Origin of the sequence: Agathobaculum sp. LCP25S3_E8 (genome assembly GCF_052117165.1) — a bacterium.
Taxonomy (GTDB): Bacteria; Bacillota; Clostridia; order Oscillospirales; family Butyricicoccaceae; genus Agathobaculum.
The window spans coordinates 13,556-34,668 of sequence record NZ_JBQKJR010000028.1 but is presented as its reverse complement, the minus strand read 5'-3'; the positions used below and the strand labels follow the sequence as shown (position 1 = coordinate 34,668).

The window sequence follows — 21,113 nt, the reverse complement described above, 5'->3', positions numbered from 1 at the left end:
GTTAACCCTCCTTTTTTCTTGCAAACATGTAGAGCACTGCAATACATCCGCCAAGGATTGCTACAAACATAATATTCACATTGAGATAGGCAACCAGGAAGAAGCCGATAACGGCGTAAGGCAGAAACTTTTTATCCCATACATAAGTCAGCAGCAAACCAATGCCGAGCGCCGGAATCAATCCGCCGGTCACACCAAGCGCGGTAATGATTTTTGCAGGAATCAGTTCCATCAGCTTTTCAATCGCCTGCGAACCGAGGTACATCGCCAAAAAGCTGGGAATGAAATAGCAGAGAAACGGTACTACCTGAGAACCATATTGATTCATAATACGGACCATTTTTGCATTGCCTTCCGCAGCATATTGGTCTGCCTTATGCACCACGATAGAATTCAGCGTCATATAGGCATTACGGCAAAGCAAACCCAAAGAACCAAGTGCCACTGCAACGGTCAGGCCCGCTTCTGCCGCCAATCCGGCGGACATGGTAAGCGCCGTGCCAAGATAACCCGCGATTGCAAGTTCGCTGGGCAATGTGCCGCCAACAGCAATGGCGCCCAAATAAGCAAGCTGAATGGTTGCGCCGACCTGCAAGCCGTAGGTGATATCGCCAAATAAGATTCCGCACACCAGCCCGCCAACCAGCGGACCGCCCAAATAGAATGACCACCGCAAAAACATCGGCATCGCTGTCGCTACATACCAAGTGATCAGTGCAACAATTACCGCCATCAAAACTTGACTCATACTCGTTTCATCCCCATTCTATCGTTTAAATTCGGTCTTGGTGTCATCTGGAAGCAGCTGCATATTCACTTTCCAGCCCAATTGCTGTAAATCAGCCAACTTATCTTTTTCCTCTTCGCTCATATAGGCGTATTTGGTATATTTCGTTCTTTTCGGCGTAGTCGCCACATTGCCAACGATCAATTCTCCAATTTCGACATCTTCATGCAGGGCCTCCCATGCTTCCATTGGACCTTTGAATAAGATGATGGCATTTTTCCCATCTTTCTCCCGCATCATTTCTCTAAACTGCTGTACTTCCGCCACTTCTACCTTGATGTTACTAGGTGCAGCCAGTTGGTAAACTTGCTGCATAAACGCATCATGTGCAGCCACATCATCCACAATAACAACTGTGTTGGCACCGGTCTTAGCCTGCCAGGCCACCATTACCTGTCCATGAATCAATCTTTCATCAATTCGATACAATACTGCTTCCATGTTTTCCCTCCATTCTGCAAATAAAAAATTTCAACCCGTTGTTCGTTCCGATCTATCTGGAAAGTTCCGCCATTAAATCCCGTATTCCCTCCGTACCAACCTCCAATGCAATTTTTTTCAATTCCTGACATGGCATTTCGAGAATTAATGGAACGATCTCCAGCAACATGGGAAGGTTTACACCCGTAATCACCTCCATATTTTTACCCTTTTCCTTCACTTCGCTGATTAACGATGCCGCAATATTAAAAGGCGTACCGCCAAACAGATCCGCAAGAATCAGGAAATCTGTTTCTGCATCCTCCAATAACATCTTCCGCAGTGACGTTCGGAATGCTTCAATATCCACACCCAGTCCAAGTGCTTCCAGTCCGGTGCGGTCCGCGATGAACATCCCCGTTGATTCATACAAAGATGTCGCAAGCTCTCCATGCGTTAAAATGATTACCTTTCCCATATTTCCTCCAATCGTTACATTTGTAATACTACATTACTTATGTTACAAACAGAGTGTACAACCAAATAAAATACAAGTCAACACATTCCAATCAATTATTTATTTTTCTCTATTTTATAAAATATCTATTATATATTTCTGTACAAATCGACAACTTGATAAGATTTTCTCAATGAGTGTTCTGCTATGGTTTTCAGCTTTATACAATCGGATGGTTTGAGCCTATTATGCAGAACTTAATCCGTTTTTTCTCCAATGGAAATGCCCCCTGATGCAGTACTCTCATTTTTCCTGCATCAGGGGGCATTTGACCTTTGACGATTCTATGGGTTGCCGTTTATAGAAAAATCGCCAACCATTTTTTTGCTCAGTCCGTTACGCTAAATAAGAAAATATACCGAAACCTTATTTGAGATTCTTCCAAGTCTCCGCACCATTTGCTTTCTCAAATTCGTGACTGTTCGTGGCTTCCACGATCTGATAGTACGCCCAATGCGTGCCGGTTACATCCGCAAACGAGCGCAGGGAAGAACTGTTGTTTCCAACATAGGTTTCGTCTGCCGCGCGTCCCAACATGCGGTTGGTTATCGTCGTGACTTCCGCACGCGTAATCGTGTTATTGGGTCGGAACGTACTATCTGAATAACCGGTAATCCAGCCGTATTGAATGGAGCCAATCACATAATCGTAGAACCAGTCGCTTTCCTGCACATCCGAGAAAATATTGATGCCGGTCTTGTCCAGCTTGGCAAAACGCATGGCAATGGCCGTAAATTCCGCACGTGTGATCGCTCGTTCGGGTGCAAACTTTTCATTTCCCACACCCGTGATGATGCCGAGGGACGCCAGTGTATTCACCGCCGTAGCGTACCAGCGTTCCGAATTCACATCACTGAACGATACGGTGATCGCAACATCCTTGTTCAGCAGCAGATTGTAGAACATCTGCGCCACTTCCGCACGGGTCATGTTGCCGCCGGGCTGGAAGGTCCCGTCCGGATAACCATTCAGATAGGAATTATGGTTGACGGTGTCGAGCCAATCCGCAACGCCGGTGTCATTCGGATCTGCCACTTCGGGAAGCGGTTCAAATTCAACCTTTACCGTTACCTCGGAATTCGGCATCTCAAAGGTGAACGATCCGTCGCCGTTGTCGGTAATCGGCACTTCATTTCCATCCTTGTCCACAATTGTGATATCGGTTACTGTGCCGTTGGTATCGACCGTGACAACCTCGCCCGGTGCAGCTTCCTGCTTATCCGAAGTTGCGGTGCCGTTGCCGGTATCCTCAACATGAACAGGGTATTTATCGGTAACAGAGCTGCCGCCTCCGCCACCGCCACCGCCGGAGCCACCGGAACCGCCACCCGTTCCTTTGTCAAACTCTACCTTGACAGTGACTTCTGAATCGGGCATTTCAAATGTATAGTTGCCATTGCCCTTATCAGTAATAGTAATATCATTTCCGTTCTTATCGGTTACAGTGATTTTATCTACTGTGCCGTTTGTGGTGATGGTTACCGTTTCGGCAGCAGCAGCTTCTGTTTTGTCAGAAGTGGCTGTACCCTTACCAGTAGAATCTACATTGACAGGGTGTTTTCCAGTATCTTCACCAGAACCGCTGTTCGTAATTGCCTCTGCTTTGATGATGATATTGCCGCTGACGTTGTTGATTGATACCTCACCAGTGGATGCATTGTAAGCAGTATTGGTGATGGAAACGCCACCCATGGTAATAGAAACATCGTTCATTTTATAGCCGCTGTCTGCCGTCAGGGTGGTGGAATAGCTTCCTCCCAGAGCGACTGTCGTATCCGTATTACTACTTGTTACATGGTTTAAATTATATCCAACGCCGTAGCTACCGCGTTTCCATACAGCATAGAGCGTAACCGTCTTACCATTCTGATCAATCAATCCGTCAGCTCTGGCTTGGTCGCCTTTTACCACAGCGCCGGAAGGTGTTTTTGCCCAGCCCACAAATGTGTAATTGCTATCCGGATAAGTAAAACCATTCGCTGTCAAAGTTTTTGTGGTGTCCCAAGTGACGTTGGTCATGTCGTTCATGGTGTCCTCGCCACCGTTGGCATCAAAATGGATGGTGCCGGTATAGGGCGTCCAAGGACCGCTGAATGTTACAACTACATTGGATTTATCCTTAAACTGGTCAGTGGATAGTGTACCATTCGCAATGTCGATGGAATAGGTGCTGCTATCATCCTGATAGGTGCCGTCCGACTGCTTGGTCAAAGGAACATTTATGCCGTCTACTGACAAAGTAGGTGTCCAGCCACCGAATATATGATGGTCTGCATCTTCATCGATCCTCTGAATGTAGTGTGTCTGACCTATTTTTACCGTCTGTTCACCTGGCAGTGCAGGTGCACCGTCTGGTATATGTTTAGCATCATTGTTTGTGGTGTATTCATACTTGACCGTAATTTTCTGCGTATGTGCATCATCAAGAGTCCATTTGCCAGTCAATGTCAAGTTGGAGCTTGGCATATTGAACGAACTATCCGGAGTAACCTTTTGGTTGGTATCAGAGCGATACCAGCCGTCAAAGGTGTAGCCTTGCAGAGTGGTGTTCGGTTTCGCCGCAGCTTTGATGCTTGTTCCGCTGTCTACCGCGGTGGTGGCAGGAAGTGCCGCATCACTTGGCACGTCACCGGTAAAGACATAGCTTAACTGGTACGCGGTCGTAGTTGGCGGCGTACCACCATCACCACCGGCATTCTTCTGATTCCATAAGCGGACGGTTTGAGATGCAGATGTACCGGCGCTGTCGGTGACATAGGCGGTGCCATCCCAGAAGGCATAACCTTCTGTGTTATAGTCCTGATCCTCCTTCTTCTGCACCGTTGTCATAAGGCTGACGGTGACTTCTGTGCCGGTATAAAGTCCCTCGAAAACGCCTTGAAGGGCATACTGACCGGAACCGCTGCCGCCAACTTCCACCACTTTGGGCTCTTCTACTACACGGCCACCCTTGTAGCCGGTAGGTGAGCCAGAGTCCTTGATTTCTGTGGTGCTCACATACCAGTCCGCATTGGTGTGGTCGGGATCGTCTTTATCCCCTTGGAACTGCTGAATGTCCTCGGGAATAGGGAAATTGAGCGTAATGCGGCCAGATTTTACACCAACATCACCCACATATTTGACGGTTACCTTGTAAGTAATTTTATCGCCTGCGCTTACCATATCCGGGTGAACATACACGGATTCATTTCCCTCTGCAGTGGGTACTGCCCGTGCCAAGGCGGGGGCAGTCGCGCTAAGCGGCACTACCTCGAATTCTTCTGCAGGCTGCGTTGTTTCCTCCACCGAAGCAGACTGGTTTCCATCCTGCGGCTGGCTTACCGCTTCCGAGGTGTCATTCGCAGGTGTCTGCGGTTCGTCATTCTGGGTTTCCTCCGGGATCGGCTCGGAAACGCTCGGGGTTCCCTCCGGAGTCGGCTCGGAGACGTTCGGGGTTTCTTCCGGGGTCGGTTCAGAAACGCTTGGGGTTTCTTCCGGAGTCGGATCTGCAACGTCAGGAGTCTCCTCCGGGGTCGGTTCGGAAACGCTCGGAGTTTGCTCCGGCAGTGCAGGAGCGGCGTTAGGAGCAGTCGTCAGTTCATTGGTTTGGGACAATGCCTGTCCGCTTGTTGTGATACTGGAGAATGCATCACGAATGGCCAGCAGCATCTGGGAATTATCTGAACCAATTTCCAGAGAAGCGCTTGAGGGCACACCCTTGAACATATCGGTTATCGAATAATTGTTTTGTGTTGCTTTGATTCCAGACCAGGATAGATCAATGTTTGTTAGGCTGGAGCAGCCGGAGAACATGGAACTCGTATTCGTCAAATTAGGTAAAATCCAGTTTCCAAGGTCTGCTTTCTCTAAACTTGAGCAATCAGAGAACATATTCTGCATGGTTGCAAGTTTAGTGAACGTTGCACCACCTTTGGGAACATTGAAAGTGACATTCTTGAGGTTTGTTAAGCCAGAGAAAAGACCGGAAAAACTACTTATAATATTATTACTTCCTAGTCCTATACCATCTATGGTTTCAAGGTTAGAGCAACCAGAAAATATGTCGGACATATCTGTAACATTTGAAATGCTAAAGTTTTTTCCAAAATTCAGTGTTTTCAGATTATAGCAATTGTAGAACATTTGGTACATATCCGTAACCTTGGAGGTGTTCCATTTGTCCCCAAAGGTCAGGCTTTCTAAATTCGAGCAACCACTGAACATTGAATACATAGTCTGCACGTTAGATGTGTCAAAGTTGCTTAAATCCAGACTGGTTAGGCTCCTGCAACCTTGGAACAGGCTGTACATATTCCCCACGTTAGAGGTATCCCATTTGCTCAAATCCAGACTAGTAAGATTTGAACAGTAGGCAAACATAGATTCCATGGTTACTACCTTGGAGATATTCCATTTATCCCCAAAGGTCAAACTGCTTAGATTTGAGCAACTACTAAACATAAAACTCATATCTGTCACACTGGAAGTGTCCCAGCCGCTCACATCCAGATTATACAGGTTCTGGCAGCCAGAGAACATCTCATACATTTTTTTTACCTTTGAGGTGTCCCAGTCACTCAGATCCAAGCTAGTCAAGTTAGAGACGTAGAACATATTCGACATATCCGTCACACTAGAAGTGTCCCAGTCACTCACATCTAGGTTAGACCAGGGCGAGCAGCGTGCAAACATCCATCCCATATCTGTAACCTTGGAGGTGTCCCATTCCTCCCCAAAAGCAAAGCTGTTTAGACTCGAGCAGCTTTGAAACATAGCATGCATATCCGTCACGTTGGAAGTGTTAAATTGGCTCACATCTAAACTATTAAGCTTTGAACAGCCGGAGAACATATAAGACATATCTGTAACCTTGGAAGTGTCAAAATCATCTCCTAAATCCAACGTCACGAGGTTTTCGCAACTCTGGAACATAGTACGCATGTTTGTCACGTTGGAAGTGTCGAATTTACTCAAGTTTAGGCTGGTTAGATTCGAGCAGAAGTTAAACATACAAGACATATCTGTGACTTTGGAGGTGTTAAAATTGTCTCCTAAATCTAGACTTGTCAGACGAGGACAGTAGTTGAACATGTACTTCATATTTGTCACGTCAGAAGTATCCAAAGATTTTAATGAGATCGTTTCAACATAGGATGCCCATAGTTCTGTCCAAGGAGAGACCTGCAACTGACCCGAAAACATATATGAACAGTCTTGTGGTGCTTTTACTCCGCCAGGTCCGGCGATAATCATATCATATTTGTTATTTTGGGATTTGTTTGGAACAAGGTATGCAACAACCTTGTCGTTTTCTGTCGCACCAATATAACGGGCATAAACGGCATCGTTTACATTCGTCAAATTTACTCTGAGTGGATCAACGGTCTGCTGTTCTGGTGGAATGGTGTCATATTGAGGCGTAAAGTTAATAACCTGAACACTTACTACACTGTCCTTGGCAATTGTGCCGCCGTTATTGGGCAGTGTAACACCGGTAAAGTCCAATGGATTTGAATTTTGAAAATTAAAAGAACCCATCTGATTGCCATATCTTGGCATCTCACCCTTCTCATAGTCAATCTCCAAATTGACCTCCACATGACCAAACGACGGTTCGAGCGTCATGTTGCCATCCGGCATGGAGATGATTTCGCCGGGGGCATAATGACGGCCGTAATTGGCGCCGGAAACCACAGTCCAGCCGCCAAAGGAAGAACCGTCCTGCGCGAGTATCATCCCCCATCGGCAACGTGACACTTTCGCCGGCGAGCTTGTTGGTAATATTACTTACTCCGTCCGCGTTCTGGAAGGCAATGTCATGTGCTGTGCGATCCATTTCGACCGAGGGCAAATCCAGTTCCAGACCATATTCAATCTGTTCATCAAACAGACCGGTATGCAAACCACCATTGTTGCCATCGTGGTCCGCGATAATTTTCCCTGTGGGAATAACAGTCTGCTCTTCGTAGACGCTGGTGTCCAACTCGACATCCAAAATAAAATCCAGATCGATCTGACGGCATTGCCGCTCGATGGTGACATCCACGCCCTTGCCATCCTCTCGAAGCGTGGTAGTCAGGCTGGCCATGGAGCTGCTGGCTTCATACCGCACGCCGGTAATTTTCTTCACCAAGGTTTGATTATTATCCAACTCCAGCGAAAAATGGATGTTGTGGTAATGGTCGTGAACGATCTCTTCCAGATCAGCCGCCATTTCCTCTTGCATCAGAATCACGTCATTCGCAGCATGAGCAGCCGGCGCCTTTTGATTGGGGTCACCATGTGCTTCGGCATGCTGCGTGGCGTATTGGGACAGCAGTTCATTTGGCGAGTCGGCATACTGCCAGGTGACCAAAGCATCTGTGCCGTCCTTCAATTCATTATCCAACGCTTTTAGATTTTCCTCAATGGCGGTGGTATCGGTCGAGCCAAATTCCTTGCCCAGCACCCAGAATACCACAGTCGGATAATCGTTTGCGTCGTGAGCTGCCTTGACCGCCTGTGTGGCCGTTTGCAGTGCCAACGGCTCATTGGCTGTACCTTCGCCGGAAACACCGTGTTGTCCAAATTTGCCGGTAAGATCCGCTTTGGTATCCAGAATTCCGGTGTTTTCCATAATGCTTTGCTGATAGCCGATGAGCTGAACGGTGGAAGCTGCATCATAGTCATAGATGTAGCTCATACCGCTGTCGCGCATCATTTGCTCGAAAGCCTGATGGGAATTTTGACCTTGTCGTGAGGTATCCACCAGAAAAATCACATTGAAGGGATTGGCTGCTATTCCTTTTTTGTGATAGGTAATGGTTGCTTTCGAGCGCTGTGTGTCTGTATATTTTACTTCCACGCTGGTTTGCTCCACACTGTTTGTGGCATCCCCATCTCCCGATGGATCAGCCGCCATAGCAGAAACCGGAAGTAACCCAAAAATCATACACAAGGAAAGCAATCCGGCCAGCAATCGTTTTTTCATTCGATTTTCTCCTTTCTTATCCTGCAATATCAGGATTTTTTCTTGCTGATTGGTTCAGATACGCAATCAGGCGCATGCGGGCTTCCTGTGATGAAGAAGCCGACGGCTCGTGTGCGAGGTAGTGCAGTGCATCATTCCACTCCCGCAGGCTGAACGCGTCGCTGGAAATGAATCTGATCTTCTGTGCCTGACGTTGTTTCTCGATAGGCATCAAAAAGCATAGGTCAGATAACATGGTGCAACCAGCCTCTTTTGCCAGCGTCTCCATCAGCGATGCGGAGCGACCAAACATAAAACCACCTCCTTCATGACAGAATCAATATTTTGTCTATATAAAAGAGGTGATTTGACAGATTTTTTTGGTTTTCAAGTATTTCCCATAAATTTTTGGGTGCAAAAAAAAGAGTCGGGGGTGCGTTTTGACCCTCGACTCAGTGTTATTATGCCTAACAAAAGGAAAATCTTGCGCAAAGCAGAATTTAATGGTAAACTATACACGATTGAACTACTTTTCATTGGTTGCTGCTCAGCAAAAAGTAGAGACAAAATATTGATTCCGTCCTATATGATAAGGCCCAGTCGTTCGATCTGCCGGATATGTTCCTTCCCGGAAGCCAGCAGATAGATCCTCGTAGTTTCCACACTGGAATGACCGAGCACATCCGCAAGCAGTGCGATATCCTTGCAGATCCGATAGAAAAGCGTAGCAAACAGATGGCGCAGGTTATGGGGAAACACTTTGGAGGGCTGGACTCCTGCCGCAGTGCACAATGCCTTCATTTCTGCCCAAATCTGTTTCCGATTGATTGCATGACCGCTTCTGGTAAGAAATATCTTACCGGAAGTTATTTTTTGCCCTTTTGCATATTGCAGCAGCTTTTTACAAAGTTTTTTGGGCAGCAGAATGACGCGGATTTTCCCTTTTAGGGCAATTTGCGTCTGCCGTTGCCGGGCTGCTTCCACTGTGATATATTGAATCTCGCTCACACGAATCCCCGTGGCGCAGATGGTTTCCATCAGCAGGGCAAGCCGTTCCTGGCCGCGCGTTTTTGCCGCTGCCAGCAATCGCTCATATTCTGCCCGGCTCAGCTCCCGCTGCGTGTCTTGAAACATCTTTTTCTGAATTTTCAAAAATTTAACGCGGCATTCATCCCACCCCAAGAACTGGAACAGACCATTGAGCGCAGAAAGCATCGCGTTGATGGTAACTGGCGCATAGTGTTGTGCCACAAGGCAGGCTTTCCATGCGATTGCCTGTTCTTTTGTGACCGTTCTGCCGTTCAGCCAAGTTACAAATGCGTTGGTATCGCGTACATATTTTTCGATTGTCGCTTCGCTGCGTTCCTCGGTGAGCAGGTGACGACGATAGGCGTTAATCTGTTCCGGGGTGATTTTGCGTTCGCTCATCCGATTTTCCTCCAATCCCAAAGATATGCCACTATTGTATCTTATATTTTGCGTTCTGTAAAAATCAAAACATCTGAAAATCGTAATAAATTAATTCAATAACTTTTACTTTTCGAACAGTTTATGCAAATAAAAATCCGGCCATTGGCCGGATTTTTATATTCTCTCACAAGATTATGCGGTCTTTTCAATTACGGTAGTTACATTGCTGTCCGGTTTTATGATGTGCATAACTCTGTTCGAGTCAGACGTAACCAGCCAGCAAGTGTCGGAAATCCACCGCCAAATTCATAAGACATTTTCATTGAATAAGCCGTAAATATGACCTAACAGCATTTATGAAACGAATCACTTACAAGGCTTGTAATTGGAGCAAAAGCACCGTTTGTTTCACTGATGGTGTATCTTCATAATGCAAAGAATCAAATTTCTGCATCGGAGGATCGATTGCATATGTCTTCAGATTTGATTTGATATATTCCAATCGATTGTCCAGTGCGTTGGCCTGCTCTTGATTTCCACTCACCACGGTTTTTCCCATGAATTGATAAGTTGCTCCCGTCATATTGTCCTGCATGGTAAACAGTTCGCCAATCGGATTGGTCATCCATTTTATCGTACAATCAACGCTAAGAGCATCAACCCATTTACCATTCTGCACGGTTTGCAATTTCTCTGTCCAGTGCCGGTCTCCGGAATTGGCTTGTATCAGTGCCCAGTCACCGATACTGCTGGTATAACTGTAAATTTTCCCACTCTCTTCATACAGTTCAATCGACCCATAAGAAAAATAAGTCGGATCGCCATTTCCGCTATACAAATATGCTGCCCGTTGATTTGTTATCTTTTCTGCCGTTGATCCGTTCCAATGATAAACAGATAGATAACTATTCAAATTTCGACCCATTTTATTGAGATCATCATCCGCATAACCACATACCAGCTCCGGATTGCCATCCGAATCGAAATCAACCAGCATTGCAGTCACCAAACCGCTTACTGCTTTTCCTCCACTGAGTTTTCTCATTTCACCGTACTGATTGGTTAATTTATCTATTACTGATAGATAGGCCTGCGCTCTTTTGCTTGCTTCGTTTTCCGCCGCGGTTTTTGTATAGGATTGGTCTGTTAAAATTTGTACCTGACCGGTTTGATTATCATATTCAACACCGATATTAAAACGTTTTGCCATATCACGGAGCTTAAAATAGTTATTTCCTGCTATGCTGTAGCCAGTAAATGCAATTTGCTCACCATCCAAATAAATCGCACTTGTAGCCTCATATGCCTTCTGGCTTTGGATATTGCTGTTGGATAACTCACCACCAACCATGGTATATGGCATTTCCGATGTCATGCGGATAGCTTGACTTGCGCTGTCCCACTCAACCTGAAACTGTTTTTCTGTTCCGTTTACAAGCGCAGCAAAATCCCGAAGCTTGAAATAATTATTTCCCTGTATCATGTATGCAGAAACATTCTGTGCTTCACCATCTACTAAAATCATATTTTGAGAAAGTTCGGCTGTTTCCGCTGCACCTGCAAAAGAAATGAAGGTTAACAGACTGATTGCCGCTGCGATAAATGTTTTTTTCAACATGATTTTCTCCTCTGCACAACGTTATCCGGAAAAAGATACTTTGATACTGTTACTATAATTTACTTTGTTGACAATTTCAAATACTTTTTCAGGTATTCAGTTGTTTCAGTATGTCTGCATATGTTTGTCCCTCTTGGCTGTCATAAAGAGCGACTGCGCGACTGGTTTCAAAAGCATTCCGGAGATTTTCCTCATAATCTTCCTTTGCTACGGCCTGACCATTCCAAGTATAACGATATTCATTTTCCGGAACAGACACTCCGTTGTCATCTACTATCTGATAATCCCCGCGAACCACTGTCTGGAAGCTGCCTTCCTCCAAGCGGTAAACTACATCGTAAAAATAACCCATATGCCCTCCAGAGGCTAAGAACAGCCCCTCTCCGGGTAAATATGAAATTCCGGCAACATAGCTACTCAACTCCTGTACTTTTCCATTGGAAAAGGTGCACAGCCGATTTCCCGCGTAGGTGAACATATAGTCAATCCAAAGTTCCGGGGTGTTGTCTCCGTTGGCATCAAACAAAAAATAGCGTGCCTCATCTATAAGACTCGTTGTATTGCCGTTACCAGCGGTTTTCTCGATATCCTGCACAATATAGTCCCGATAAGCCTGCTTCCATCCTATACCTGTTGCTTGCTGATCGGTTTTCGTGACTGTAAAAGGAGTAGGTGAATCCCCTGACAATACCGCACCGTGCAAAGTACCCTCCAGATCCAGCAAACTATAATCGGACGGATGCTCAATCCATTGATCCGCATCAAAACGGAAAGTGCCTCTATCCGTCAGCGAAACATCCATGGTATAGGAACCTTCCTTGGCGTTTGTGTGGCCAGGCAGATTATAAAAATCAAACAGCGCACGGTAGTTTCCGCTTTCTTCATAGATGGTTAAAGTCAATCCGGTTTCTCCTTGCGTAGCATAATAGGAGCCTTCATAAGTACCTGCCAAATCTGCAAGTGCCGCTGCACGATTATCTCCTAAACGGTAATTTTGCGCTTTGCTTCCGCCAAAAATTATAACACGCGCGCCCAAATAACCATCATTATCCCCGAATTTATCCTGCGCATAGCTTAATGCTTCACTTAAGGTATAATACTGATTTGTTTTCGCATTGACTTTGGTCATGCAGGACATAATCTCCCGCTGCATCGCCTGTGTATAGTCTGTTAATACGGTATCCGAATTTGCTACAACCGCAGTGGCGCCTTTGTTTAAAAATGCATTGGCAAATACAGAATCCTTTCCCGTTGCGCAAGCGCCAAGATATACCAATGATCCATCCAGGCTTGATACATATTTTTCTATGTACTCACTGCCGATGGCAATCCGGTCTTCCATATTGGTGCAAATGATCCTTCCGGACAGATAATCCGCAGTGTGTTCCATATTTTGCAGATAGTAAATCGGATTCAAAAGAAATGCTTCTTCATCCAGCTGCTCTCCCAGCGCGATAAATGCGTGCGTTTTACTGGTAAAATCACCGTGACCATCCCACAAAATTACCTGATTTTCCGACATGCTTTCTATGCTGTCCAAAGTCACTGCGGCATCATCATAGTTTTCGGTGAAAGAATAATTATCAAAGGCAGCTGCAATTTCTTTTGCCACACCGTCTGTTGCAGCTTCTCCGTTCACATCCTGATTTTTGCCTGGTCTTTCCGTTTCCCACCAACGGCTAAACGGTTCATAGGTGAGTATAGACATATGTACTCTCTGACCGGTACTACTGGTGTTTTCCAGCGGAGCTAAATACACATATTGGATTCCGCTGGCTAGCTGTATCCATATGGTCTGCTCCTCTCTTTCATAATCTGAAATAGTATCGAGAGTTTGTTGATGCTTAACCTCAGCCTCAACAGCATCCAGCAGCTCATCGATATCGGAAATAGAAACATATCCTTTGCTGTCCAGATATGGTTGTCCTGCCTTTTCTATCTCATCCGTTGTGGAAAAGTATTCCATTAGGCTTTTTGTGGTAAGCTCAGAACCTGACTTCTGTTCCAACGCTCTATCCAGACGCATAAACATTGTGGCTGCTTCGGCGCGATTTGCGGTTTCCTGCGGCTGAAAAGAGCCGTCCTCATAACCAGTCAGGATGCCTGTCCGGCGCATCAGTTCCACACCCTCTTGCGCCCAAGAGGAAATATCCGCTTTATCCGTGAAAAATGCAGCTGGATTGCCGGCCTCTGGGAGAGAAAAACCCGCGCTGTTTACATACCGGGCGATCATAGCCGCCATTTGTTCTCGCGTGACGGCATCATCCGGAGAGAATTTCCCATCGCCTATGCCGTCTGTTACCCCTGTCCGGGCTGCCCAAGCCACATAGGAGCTGTACCATTGTCCGGTCCGCACATCACTGAACGAACTGCCGGGGTAGGTATCCTGTCCTACTCCAGCCATTCGGCCCAAAATCGTGACAAACATTGCGCGGGTGAGACTTCCGTCAGGACGGAAAGCAGTATCGCTTTCTCCGTTCATCAATCCATTATCATAGACGTATTCCACTGACTCTCTGGACCAGTGACTGGATGGAACGTCTGTAAAGGGGAAAGCGCCTGCCGCGCTCACTGTTCCAATGAAGAAAGCCAACATCAGACATAGAGACAACAGAATTTTTCGTTTCATGGTTTTCTCTCCTTCCTTTTTTCGTCATTGTTTACCAATTAACTGCGTCGGGAGCCAACAATCATCGAATGGTTTGCAATTCTATAGGCTTACTGACGGTTCATCCTCTTTTTCGCCCGCCGTTTCAGTACAAATATGCCTATTCCTACCAGAATAACTGCAACAACGGCAAGCACACCATAAATCACAAGCGTATAGTCCACGATTTCGCCGGTTTCTCGTTTGCCTTGCCACGGTATTTCAAGTCATATTTTCCATCTCCATCCTCATCGACCTTGCGTTCGGTTGTATCCGTATTGGCCGCAACGGTATCAATGATGGTACTGCGATTGATTCTGATATCCTCAAAATTTCTCAAATCGCTGTAATCTCCATTTTCATCCATAAACCCAATGGTGTAATTCATTTTCCCAAGACCGGTTCCCTGAATACGGATATCATATTGCACTCCGTCTTTCAATCGCAGCGTCTTGATTCGATTGTCTGAACCTTGTTGGGCATCCTCCTGCGCTTCCTGTTCTTTCTCGCTTTCTTCAAACGTCAGCGAACCGAATGCGGTCCTTGTCTGGAGGTTTTCTTCACTGGAATCCAAGGTTTCTCCCTGATAGCTGACCGATACATCCACCGGACAGGCAATACGGATATAAATATACTTTTGTCCGTTAATCTGGTCGGCAATATTTCCGAAAAAGAATACCAGATTGTCCGCATTTTCAACTTCATAGTGGCAGCCATCACTTGCAATTTGCTCCATTAGGGCCTGTGCGGCAGATTTATCCCCCAGACTCTCGAAAAATCCCAAAGTATAAATCGTGATGTCTGATTGTTTGATTTGGTCTGCATAGGCAATCAACTCCTCGCCAACTTTCCCTTCGTTCGGTTCTCCATCACTCATCAGAACTACAATTTTTTGTTTGGCGTTGCTGCTGTCAAGCATAGACTGTGCTTTGGCCAATCCCGCTTCAATGTTTGTTCCTCCGCCGGAAGAAATCTCCTCAACAATTCCCTGTAGATGACTGTTCTCAACAGAAAAATCCGACAGCATTCTGGAGATATACTGTCTGCTTATCGTTGAAATCCTGCAATGTACACTGCTCACTGGAACCGTCCGGATATTCTACCATAATTGTTTCCGGCCTTGCGTTTTTCCAATACAGGTCATTGCTTTTTTGGTATCCGGCATTGATTAAAATACTTGACTAAGTGCTAAGAGGCAGTGGATAAACATACTCATCCGCTGCCCCTTCTACTATCTCATCTCATTTCTACCAGCCCATTACAGAACAACACATATGGCATGTATCACGATTTAGCGGTAACTTTCAAGACAAGAGAAATATTATGCTTAAAATTACGGTATCCCATCGTTCCATGTATCGCATACTGAACAATCAATAAGATAATTTTTATATTTTCATATGGATACTTTCTGTATCTGTTACAGACCTTGATTGCAATCGCCGTTAAAGATTATAATTTTGCTCCACACTCGGTACAAAAAGCAACATTGCTCTCTATTTTTGCACCACAGTTGGGGCAAGTTCTCTCCGCGGTTTCAACCTGGCTTTCGCCTTGTTCTTCGCTCTGGGACGGCATTTGCTGATTCATCGGTTTACCGCATACCGTGCAAAATCGCATTCCTTTACGTACCATAGCCCCACAGTTTGCACACTTTTCCATATCTGTATCATCAGCAGCAACCGTATTTTGTGGAATTGATGCACCGCAAGAACTGCAAAATGCTGCACCGGAAGGAAGCTCCGCACCGCATTTTTCACAGCGAATTACACCTTTTATGTCCTGAATTCGCTGCCTGCGTTCTGAAATTTTATTTTCCGCGTCTAAAACCGAACCAATCATTCCGGCGAAATCACTTTCACAGCTTGCTGCATGCTTTTCCACATATAATTTTCCAATTTGGTAATACAGATTGTTTGCTGTGCGCTGCAGATCGGAAATTTCGGAATTGATCTTTGCTATATCCGCAACATCTTTTGTCTTTTGTACAGCCGTTTGGCTGACCGAGGTCAGCTTTCTACTTAAATCATCAAAAAACGCCATTTTTTTATATTCTCCCCCATATTTATATGTTTGCAATTAAAGCAGACTGCCCAAACTATCTATATCCAAATACCACGACCGTCCCACCTTTACAACCGTCATTTCGATATCCTGTGTTCTTTCCTGTTCTCCATATTTTACAGAAACAGTAACATCTACTGTTTTTGCAGCTTTTACTTTAACTGCGTATTCATTGTATACATTCTGAATATCCAGCAGTTCATCCCCAGTGATATCCGTATCCGACAAAACCTCACAGTCTAATTTCCAGTTTTCACCCATCATTGTATCCAGTGAAGATATTTGGCTTTGCAATTCGCTTTCGGTCTGAGCAATAAACTCTTCCATATCCTGATCGCTGTACCCTTGCTGTTCCATGGCGTTTTCCATCATGCCCGGTGGTAAAAGATCCAGAATTGCATTAACATCTGCGTTCATACTTGCATCAAAATATTTATCAATGGTTTTCTCATAGCTTCTTCCTCCAAAGAGCCAGAATCCTATGACTGCAACCACAACCACCACGGCAACAATTGAGAAGATTGCCTTAATGTTTGTCTGTTTTTGTCCTATCGTTGTTTGTCCTAATCCATCAACTTTTTTCGCTGTTGTCGTCAGCGGAGCGCCGCACGCATGACAGAACGCCGCATTCTCTTCGTTTTCTGCGCCACAATTTCCACAGAACATTTTTAAACCTCCCACTAAAACAAATCATTTTTCTTTTTGAGTTGCCGTCGCATTGTCCTTTTGGCCTTGATCCAATGCGCTTCCGCAATATTCGCAAAACTTGGAACCAGGGGAGACTTCCTTACCATATTTCCAGAAAAACATTATTTATCCCCCAATCTAAAAAGTGCTTATATTTTTGTCAAAGACACACGTTCTCAGCTTGTGCGCGCAAAACACCTCTCAGACGGCTTAATGTAACAGGTGTCATCCCGAGAAATGATGCAATATACTTATTACTTATTTTATCGATTAGTCCTGGATATTCTTGAAGAAACCATTGATACCGTTCCATCGCAGTATGTTGGCATAACATCGTTTTAGTTGTCCAATGATCCTTCAATGCTTTTCTTAAAAGGCTATTATATATCCAAAGTATTTGAGGATTTGCCTGCATCAAATTCTGTAAGGCCGTGCTTGAGATAACTATCACATCGCATTCGGTCAAAGCCTCAATACTGATAGGCGATAATTCCTTGTCGATATAACAGGACATAGCCGGTGTACCGCACTTGAAGCCAAAGCAGTCTGTAATGTCACGGCCGTTTGTATCGAGGAAGAACCCTCGTAATATTCCATGCAAAAGAAAAATAAAATTTTCCTGCATTTCGTCCTCTCGAATGAGCAAATCGCCTTTCTTCAAATGCAGATGCTTTGTATGATTAACAAAATGTTCTAATAGCGTTTGATCTGATATATGTAATACATCTTTGTAAAATGCTTTAATAACCATTTCTTCAAATCCCCCCTATTATGACATTCATTACACTAAGATTATATATCCAAATGCAAAATGAGGCATTATCATAAGTTAATTTCTTACATTTTTTAAATCAATATCAATATTCTTTACACAATAGGTTTCACACACTTGTTGCGAACTTTGTTATATAAGCAAATGGGATGGCTCAACGCCATCCCATTCCTAATATGTTTATTGATATCTGACAAACCGCCCTTGTATGTCCAAATATGCTGTGCATTATAGCTTATGCCCGCATTCTGTGCAAAAGGCGCAGTCTGCCTCATTGGCAGCTCCGCAGGCCGGACAGATTTTCGCAGTTGATTCTTCAGCAGCCGACGTTTGATCCATCGTAGGCGCTGATTCCTGCCCGTCAGCAGGCGCTTCCTGCACAGGCGACACGGCGTCCCGCAGCATCGGTTTGCCGCATGCAGTGCAAAAACGCATGCCCTGAGGGATCATTGCGCCGCAGCTTGCACATTTCTCCAAATTTTGCGTGTTGACCGACGCTGCACTTTTGGGTGTCGGTGCGCCACAGAAACTGCAAAATGCCGCACCGGCCGGAATATCCGCACCGCATTTTTCACAACGGATAACACCTTTGATATCCTGAATTTTCTGCCTGCACTCGGCTATTTTTCTTTCCGACTCGATTACCGAACCAATCATGCCAGCAAAATCGCTTTCATAATCCGCCGCATGCTTTGCAACATACAGCTTGCCAATCTGATAGTACAGATTATTGACCGTGCGTTCCAGCTCGGAAATCTCTGCATTGATTTTTGCAATATCCGCGACATCCTTTGTCTTTTGTACTGCCGACTGACTGACTGAAGTCAGCTTTCTTCCCAAATCATCAAAAAAAGCCATTTCATTTATCCCCCTATACTTTTATTTATGATTTCTTCGTTGGTTATCAAAGTGAATTGACATCTAAATACCAGGAACGACCGACTTTTATCACAGGGATTTCCAAATCCTGCGCCCCTGATAAAATACCGGAATCAAGCGAAACATTTACATTTACAGTTTTGGCCTCTTTCACCTTCACGTTGTATTTGTCTTTATACTCTGTCTGCAATGTTTTCAATTGTTCTCCTGTGATATCATCCTCTCCTGTGATATCAATGTTTAAATCCATATTGCCTGCAATGGCGCCACCGATTGCCAGCATACCCTTTAACTCATTCTCTGCCTGATTTACAAAATTCTGCATATCCCCCTTATCGAAGCCTTGTGACTCCATTGTGCTTTCAATCACATCATTGGGTATCAGTTCCAACACGCCCTGCACATCTCCATCCATGCAGGCTTCAAAAAACTTTTCCACGGTAGCCTTATATCCTCTTCCGCCGAACAGCAGCCAGCCCACCAGTGCAATCACCACAACGGCGGCAACCACCGCAATGATTCCCTTTTTTCTGTCGGCCTGTCTTTGCGACATCGCCGCCGCCCCTGCGTTGGCCCCTGGCGCTGCTGTCAACGGTGAGCCGCACGCCTGACAGAAGGCAGCCGTATCATCGTTTTTTGTTCCACAATTTCCACAATACATCTGTTTATCCTCCAATCTTTTTTTCAACCCTCAAATTCTGTCAAAACCCTCTTTATAGAGCCGCCTGCAAACCGGAAAGATACTGGTAGACCTGCTGTGAAATTGCAACGATATGGCTTCTTGCCGCGCTTGTATCCGCAACATCTTGCGACATCACACAAAGAATGTAAGGAGAATCCCCGCTCCAGACAATCGCCGCATCATTTTCCACTGCATCCAGTTCTCCGGTTTTATTGGCGGTTTCAACCCCTTCCGGAACACCGGCAGGAATTTTTTCCGTCCTGGTCTGCTGCTTTAATGCATCCAGAATCGCATCGGCTCCCGCTGTTTCACCGGACAACAGCGATTGCAGAAACGCACAGCAATCTTCCACTGATGTAAAGTTATCTGCATCCGCATGAAAATCCAGCATCAGACGCCCCATAGAAGTATCCTGATAGCCGTATTTCGTGCAATATGCATTGACCAGTTCCATACCCGCTTCGGCATTTCCGTTTCCAAGGCGGTTTACAAGCGTATTGGTCGCCTCATTGTCGCTTTCCGAGAGCATATGGAACAACAAATCCGCTGTTTCTCCGCTGTACTGTTCCCATGCCGCAACCAAATCCGGATTTTCTTCGACCGTCGCGGCTACAAATAGTTTAATCAAACTGGCAGACTGCATCGGCTTGCTGTTGACAGCATAGCACTGCTCGTCGTTTGCACGCTGCACTGCGACCGCCCATACGCCGCCTGTCTGTGCAGCATCATCGACAAGGGATTGCAGCAAAGCGGTCAGCTCTTTATCTTGGGATAACTGGGCAATTTCCTTTTCCGATGGGATGGCTTCAACAGGGGGGATGATATCCACAGTATCCACAGCAGAATCCGCATTTTTTTCTGCTGTATCCTCCGGCTGTGCGCATGCAGATAACAAAAGCAAGGTCAGCGCACAGCATGCCAGCCTATTCCACCGTTTCAAAATACATTTTCACTCCCTCTGCAATCCCCTCCGCCATTGTCTGGCGAAACGCATCCTGCGCCATCGCCAAATCATCGTGCTCATTTGTCATAAATCCCATTTCCAGAATGACCACCGGCTGTGCGCTCCAGTTGATACCGGTCATTGTATCATTATATTGAACACCCAGATTTTCTATCCCGGTTGCACCGCAATAGGATTGCAGAATCGTTTGCGCCAGATGGGTGCTTTGCTCCGATAAATTGCCGACATACGCATTCTCTGCGGAAGGAACCAGCGCCAGCGCGCCGCTTGCCTCGGGATTCTCGCTGCCGTTGGCATGAATGCGTAAAAGTATATCCGCGCCGGCATCATTTGCCATCGTTGCCCGTTCTGCATTGCTGATTGCGGTTTCATTATTCTCCCGCGTGAGCAGGGTAGAGAAGCCTTGCTGCTTCAACAGCTCCCGCAGCCGTAACGAGATATCCAAATTGAGGTCATATTCATAGGTCCCGGAAAAGGTTCCCATTGTCCCCGTGGTCGCTTTTGCTTTCATCACAGAAGAACCAGGTGCATTCGGTTCGGTTGCGCTCATATCAATCTCCCAGGATTGATGCCCCAGATCAATCGCAATCAGGAAATCTTTTTTGTCCGGCTGTGCTTTTTCCTGCGGCTGCTCAACCGTTACCTCCGGAATGGTTTCCTGTTCGGCCGATTGCTGCTGTGCGCCGGTGCATCCGGTGAAAAGCACCGTCAGCAGCAGCGGTCCCATGCAAATCCGCC

The 21,113-nt window shown here is 45.7% G+C and carries 19 protein-coding genes; all 19 read right to left on the bottom strand.

Going from position 1 to position 21,113, the window contains the following annotated elements:
- Position 1 precedes the first annotated feature (1 nt).
- Entirely contained in the window at positions 2-748 is a 747-nt protein-coding gene (locus ACTQ34_RS10600; RefSeq protein ID WP_441363779.1) for a PTS mannose/fructose/sorbose/N-acetylgalactosamine transporter subunit IIC, read from the bottom strand.
- 18 nt (positions 749-766) lie between these two features.
- Positions 767-1,228, bottom strand: coding sequence for a PTS sugar transporter subunit IIB (locus ACTQ34_RS10595; RefSeq protein WP_441363778.1), 462 nt, complete (start codon positions 1,226-1,228; stop codon positions 767-769).
- A 52-nt stretch (positions 1,229-1,280) separates the two neighbouring features.
- Positions 1,281-1,685: a PTS sugar transporter subunit IIA gene (locus ACTQ34_RS10590; RefSeq protein WP_441363777.1), complete on the bottom strand. Its 405-nt coding sequence runs from the start codon at positions 1,683-1,685 to the stop codon at positions 1,281-1,283.
- A 405-nt stretch (positions 1,686-2,090) separates the two neighbouring features.
- Positions 2,091-6,905: a BspA family leucine-rich repeat surface protein gene (locus ACTQ34_RS10585; protein ID WP_441363787.1), complete on the bottom strand. Its 4,815-nt coding sequence runs from the start codon at positions 6,903-6,905 to the stop codon at positions 2,091-2,093.
- 373 nt (positions 6,906-7,278) lie between these two features.
- The gene (locus ACTQ34_RS10580) at positions 7,279-8,673 is read right to left on the bottom strand and encodes a hypothetical protein (protein WP_441363776.1); all 1,395 of its coding nucleotides are present in this window, start codon (positions 8,671-8,673) and stop codon (positions 7,279-7,281) included.
- Between the two features lie 16 nt (positions 8,674-8,689).
- Positions 8,690-8,965, bottom strand: coding sequence for a hypothetical protein (locus tag ACTQ34_RS10575; protein WP_441363775.1), 276 nt, complete (start codon positions 8,963-8,965; stop codon positions 8,690-8,692).
- 269 nt (positions 8,966-9,234) lie between these two features.
- The gene (locus ACTQ34_RS10570; RefSeq protein ID WP_441363774.1) at positions 9,235-10,080 is read right to left on the bottom strand and encodes a tyrosine-type recombinase/integrase; all 846 of its coding nucleotides are present in this window, start codon (positions 10,078-10,080) and stop codon (positions 9,235-9,237) included.
- Positions 10,081-10,432: 352 nt separating this feature from the next.
- Positions 10,433-11,680 carry a hypothetical protein gene (locus ACTQ34_RS10565; protein ID WP_441363773.1) on the bottom strand — a complete coding sequence of 416 codons (1,248 nt, stop codon included), beginning with the start codon at positions 11,678-11,680 and terminating at the stop codon, positions 10,433-10,435.
- 88 nt (positions 11,681-11,768) lie between these two features.
- Positions 11,769-14,309 (bottom strand): S-layer homology domain-containing protein, encoded by a 2,541-nt coding sequence (locus ACTQ34_RS10560; RefSeq protein WP_441363772.1) that lies wholly within the window; start codon positions 14,307-14,309, stop codon positions 11,769-11,771.
- Between the two features lie 184 nt (positions 14,310-14,493).
- Positions 14,494-15,354, bottom strand: coding sequence for a vWA domain-containing protein (locus tag ACTQ34_RS10555; protein ID WP_441363771.1), 861 nt, complete (start codon positions 15,352-15,354; stop codon positions 14,494-14,496).
- Entirely contained in the window at positions 15,332-15,466 is a 135-nt protein-coding gene (locus ACTQ34_RS10550) for a hypothetical protein (RefSeq protein ID WP_441363786.1), read from the bottom strand. Before ACTQ34_RS10550 ends, ACTQ34_RS10555 begins: the two co-directional genes overlap by 23 nt.
- 313 nt (positions 15,467-15,779) lie before the next feature.
- Entirely contained in the window at positions 15,780-16,370 is a 591-nt protein-coding gene (locus ACTQ34_RS10545) for a zinc-ribbon domain-containing protein (protein ID WP_441363770.1), read from the bottom strand.
- A 36-nt stretch (positions 16,371-16,406) separates the two neighbouring features.
- Positions 16,407-17,057, bottom strand: a complete 651-nt coding sequence (locus ACTQ34_RS10540) for a zinc-ribbon domain-containing protein (protein ID WP_441363769.1) — start codon at positions 17,055-17,057, stop codon at positions 16,407-16,409.
- A 24-nt stretch (positions 17,058-17,081) separates the two neighbouring features.
- Entirely contained in the window at positions 17,082-17,201 is a 120-nt protein-coding gene (locus tag ACTQ34_RS10535) for a zinc-ribbon domain-containing protein (protein ID WP_441363768.1), read from the bottom strand.
- 37 nt (positions 17,202-17,238) lie between these two features.
- Complete coding sequence (locus ACTQ34_RS10530) at positions 17,239-17,829, bottom strand: Crp/Fnr family transcriptional regulator (RefSeq protein ID WP_441363767.1); 591 nt, start codon at positions 17,827-17,829, stop codon at positions 17,239-17,241.
- 249 nt (positions 17,830-18,078) lie between these two features.
- Positions 18,079-18,708 carry a zinc-ribbon domain-containing protein gene (locus ACTQ34_RS10525; RefSeq protein ID WP_441363766.1) on the bottom strand — a complete coding sequence of 210 codons (630 nt, stop codon included), beginning with the start codon at positions 18,706-18,708 and terminating at the stop codon, positions 18,079-18,081.
- A gap of 46 nt (positions 18,709-18,754) precedes the next feature.
- Positions 18,755-19,390, bottom strand: a complete 636-nt coding sequence (locus tag ACTQ34_RS10520) for a zinc ribbon domain-containing protein (protein WP_441363765.1) — start codon at positions 19,388-19,390, stop codon at positions 18,755-18,757.
- Between the two features lie 52 nt (positions 19,391-19,442).
- The gene (locus tag ACTQ34_RS10515) at positions 19,443-20,351 is read right to left on the bottom strand and encodes a serine hydrolase (RefSeq protein WP_441363764.1); all 909 of its coding nucleotides are present in this window, start codon (positions 20,349-20,351) and stop codon (positions 19,443-19,445) included.
- On the bottom strand, positions 20,335-21,102 hold the full coding sequence (locus tag ACTQ34_RS10510; RefSeq protein ID WP_441363763.1) for an N-acetylmuramoyl-L-alanine amidase family protein: 768 nt from the start codon (positions 21,100-21,102) through the stop codon (positions 20,335-20,337). The genes ACTQ34_RS10515 and ACTQ34_RS10510 overlap by 17 nt, the downstream gene beginning before the upstream one ends.
- Positions 21,103-21,113 lie beyond the last annotated feature (11 nt).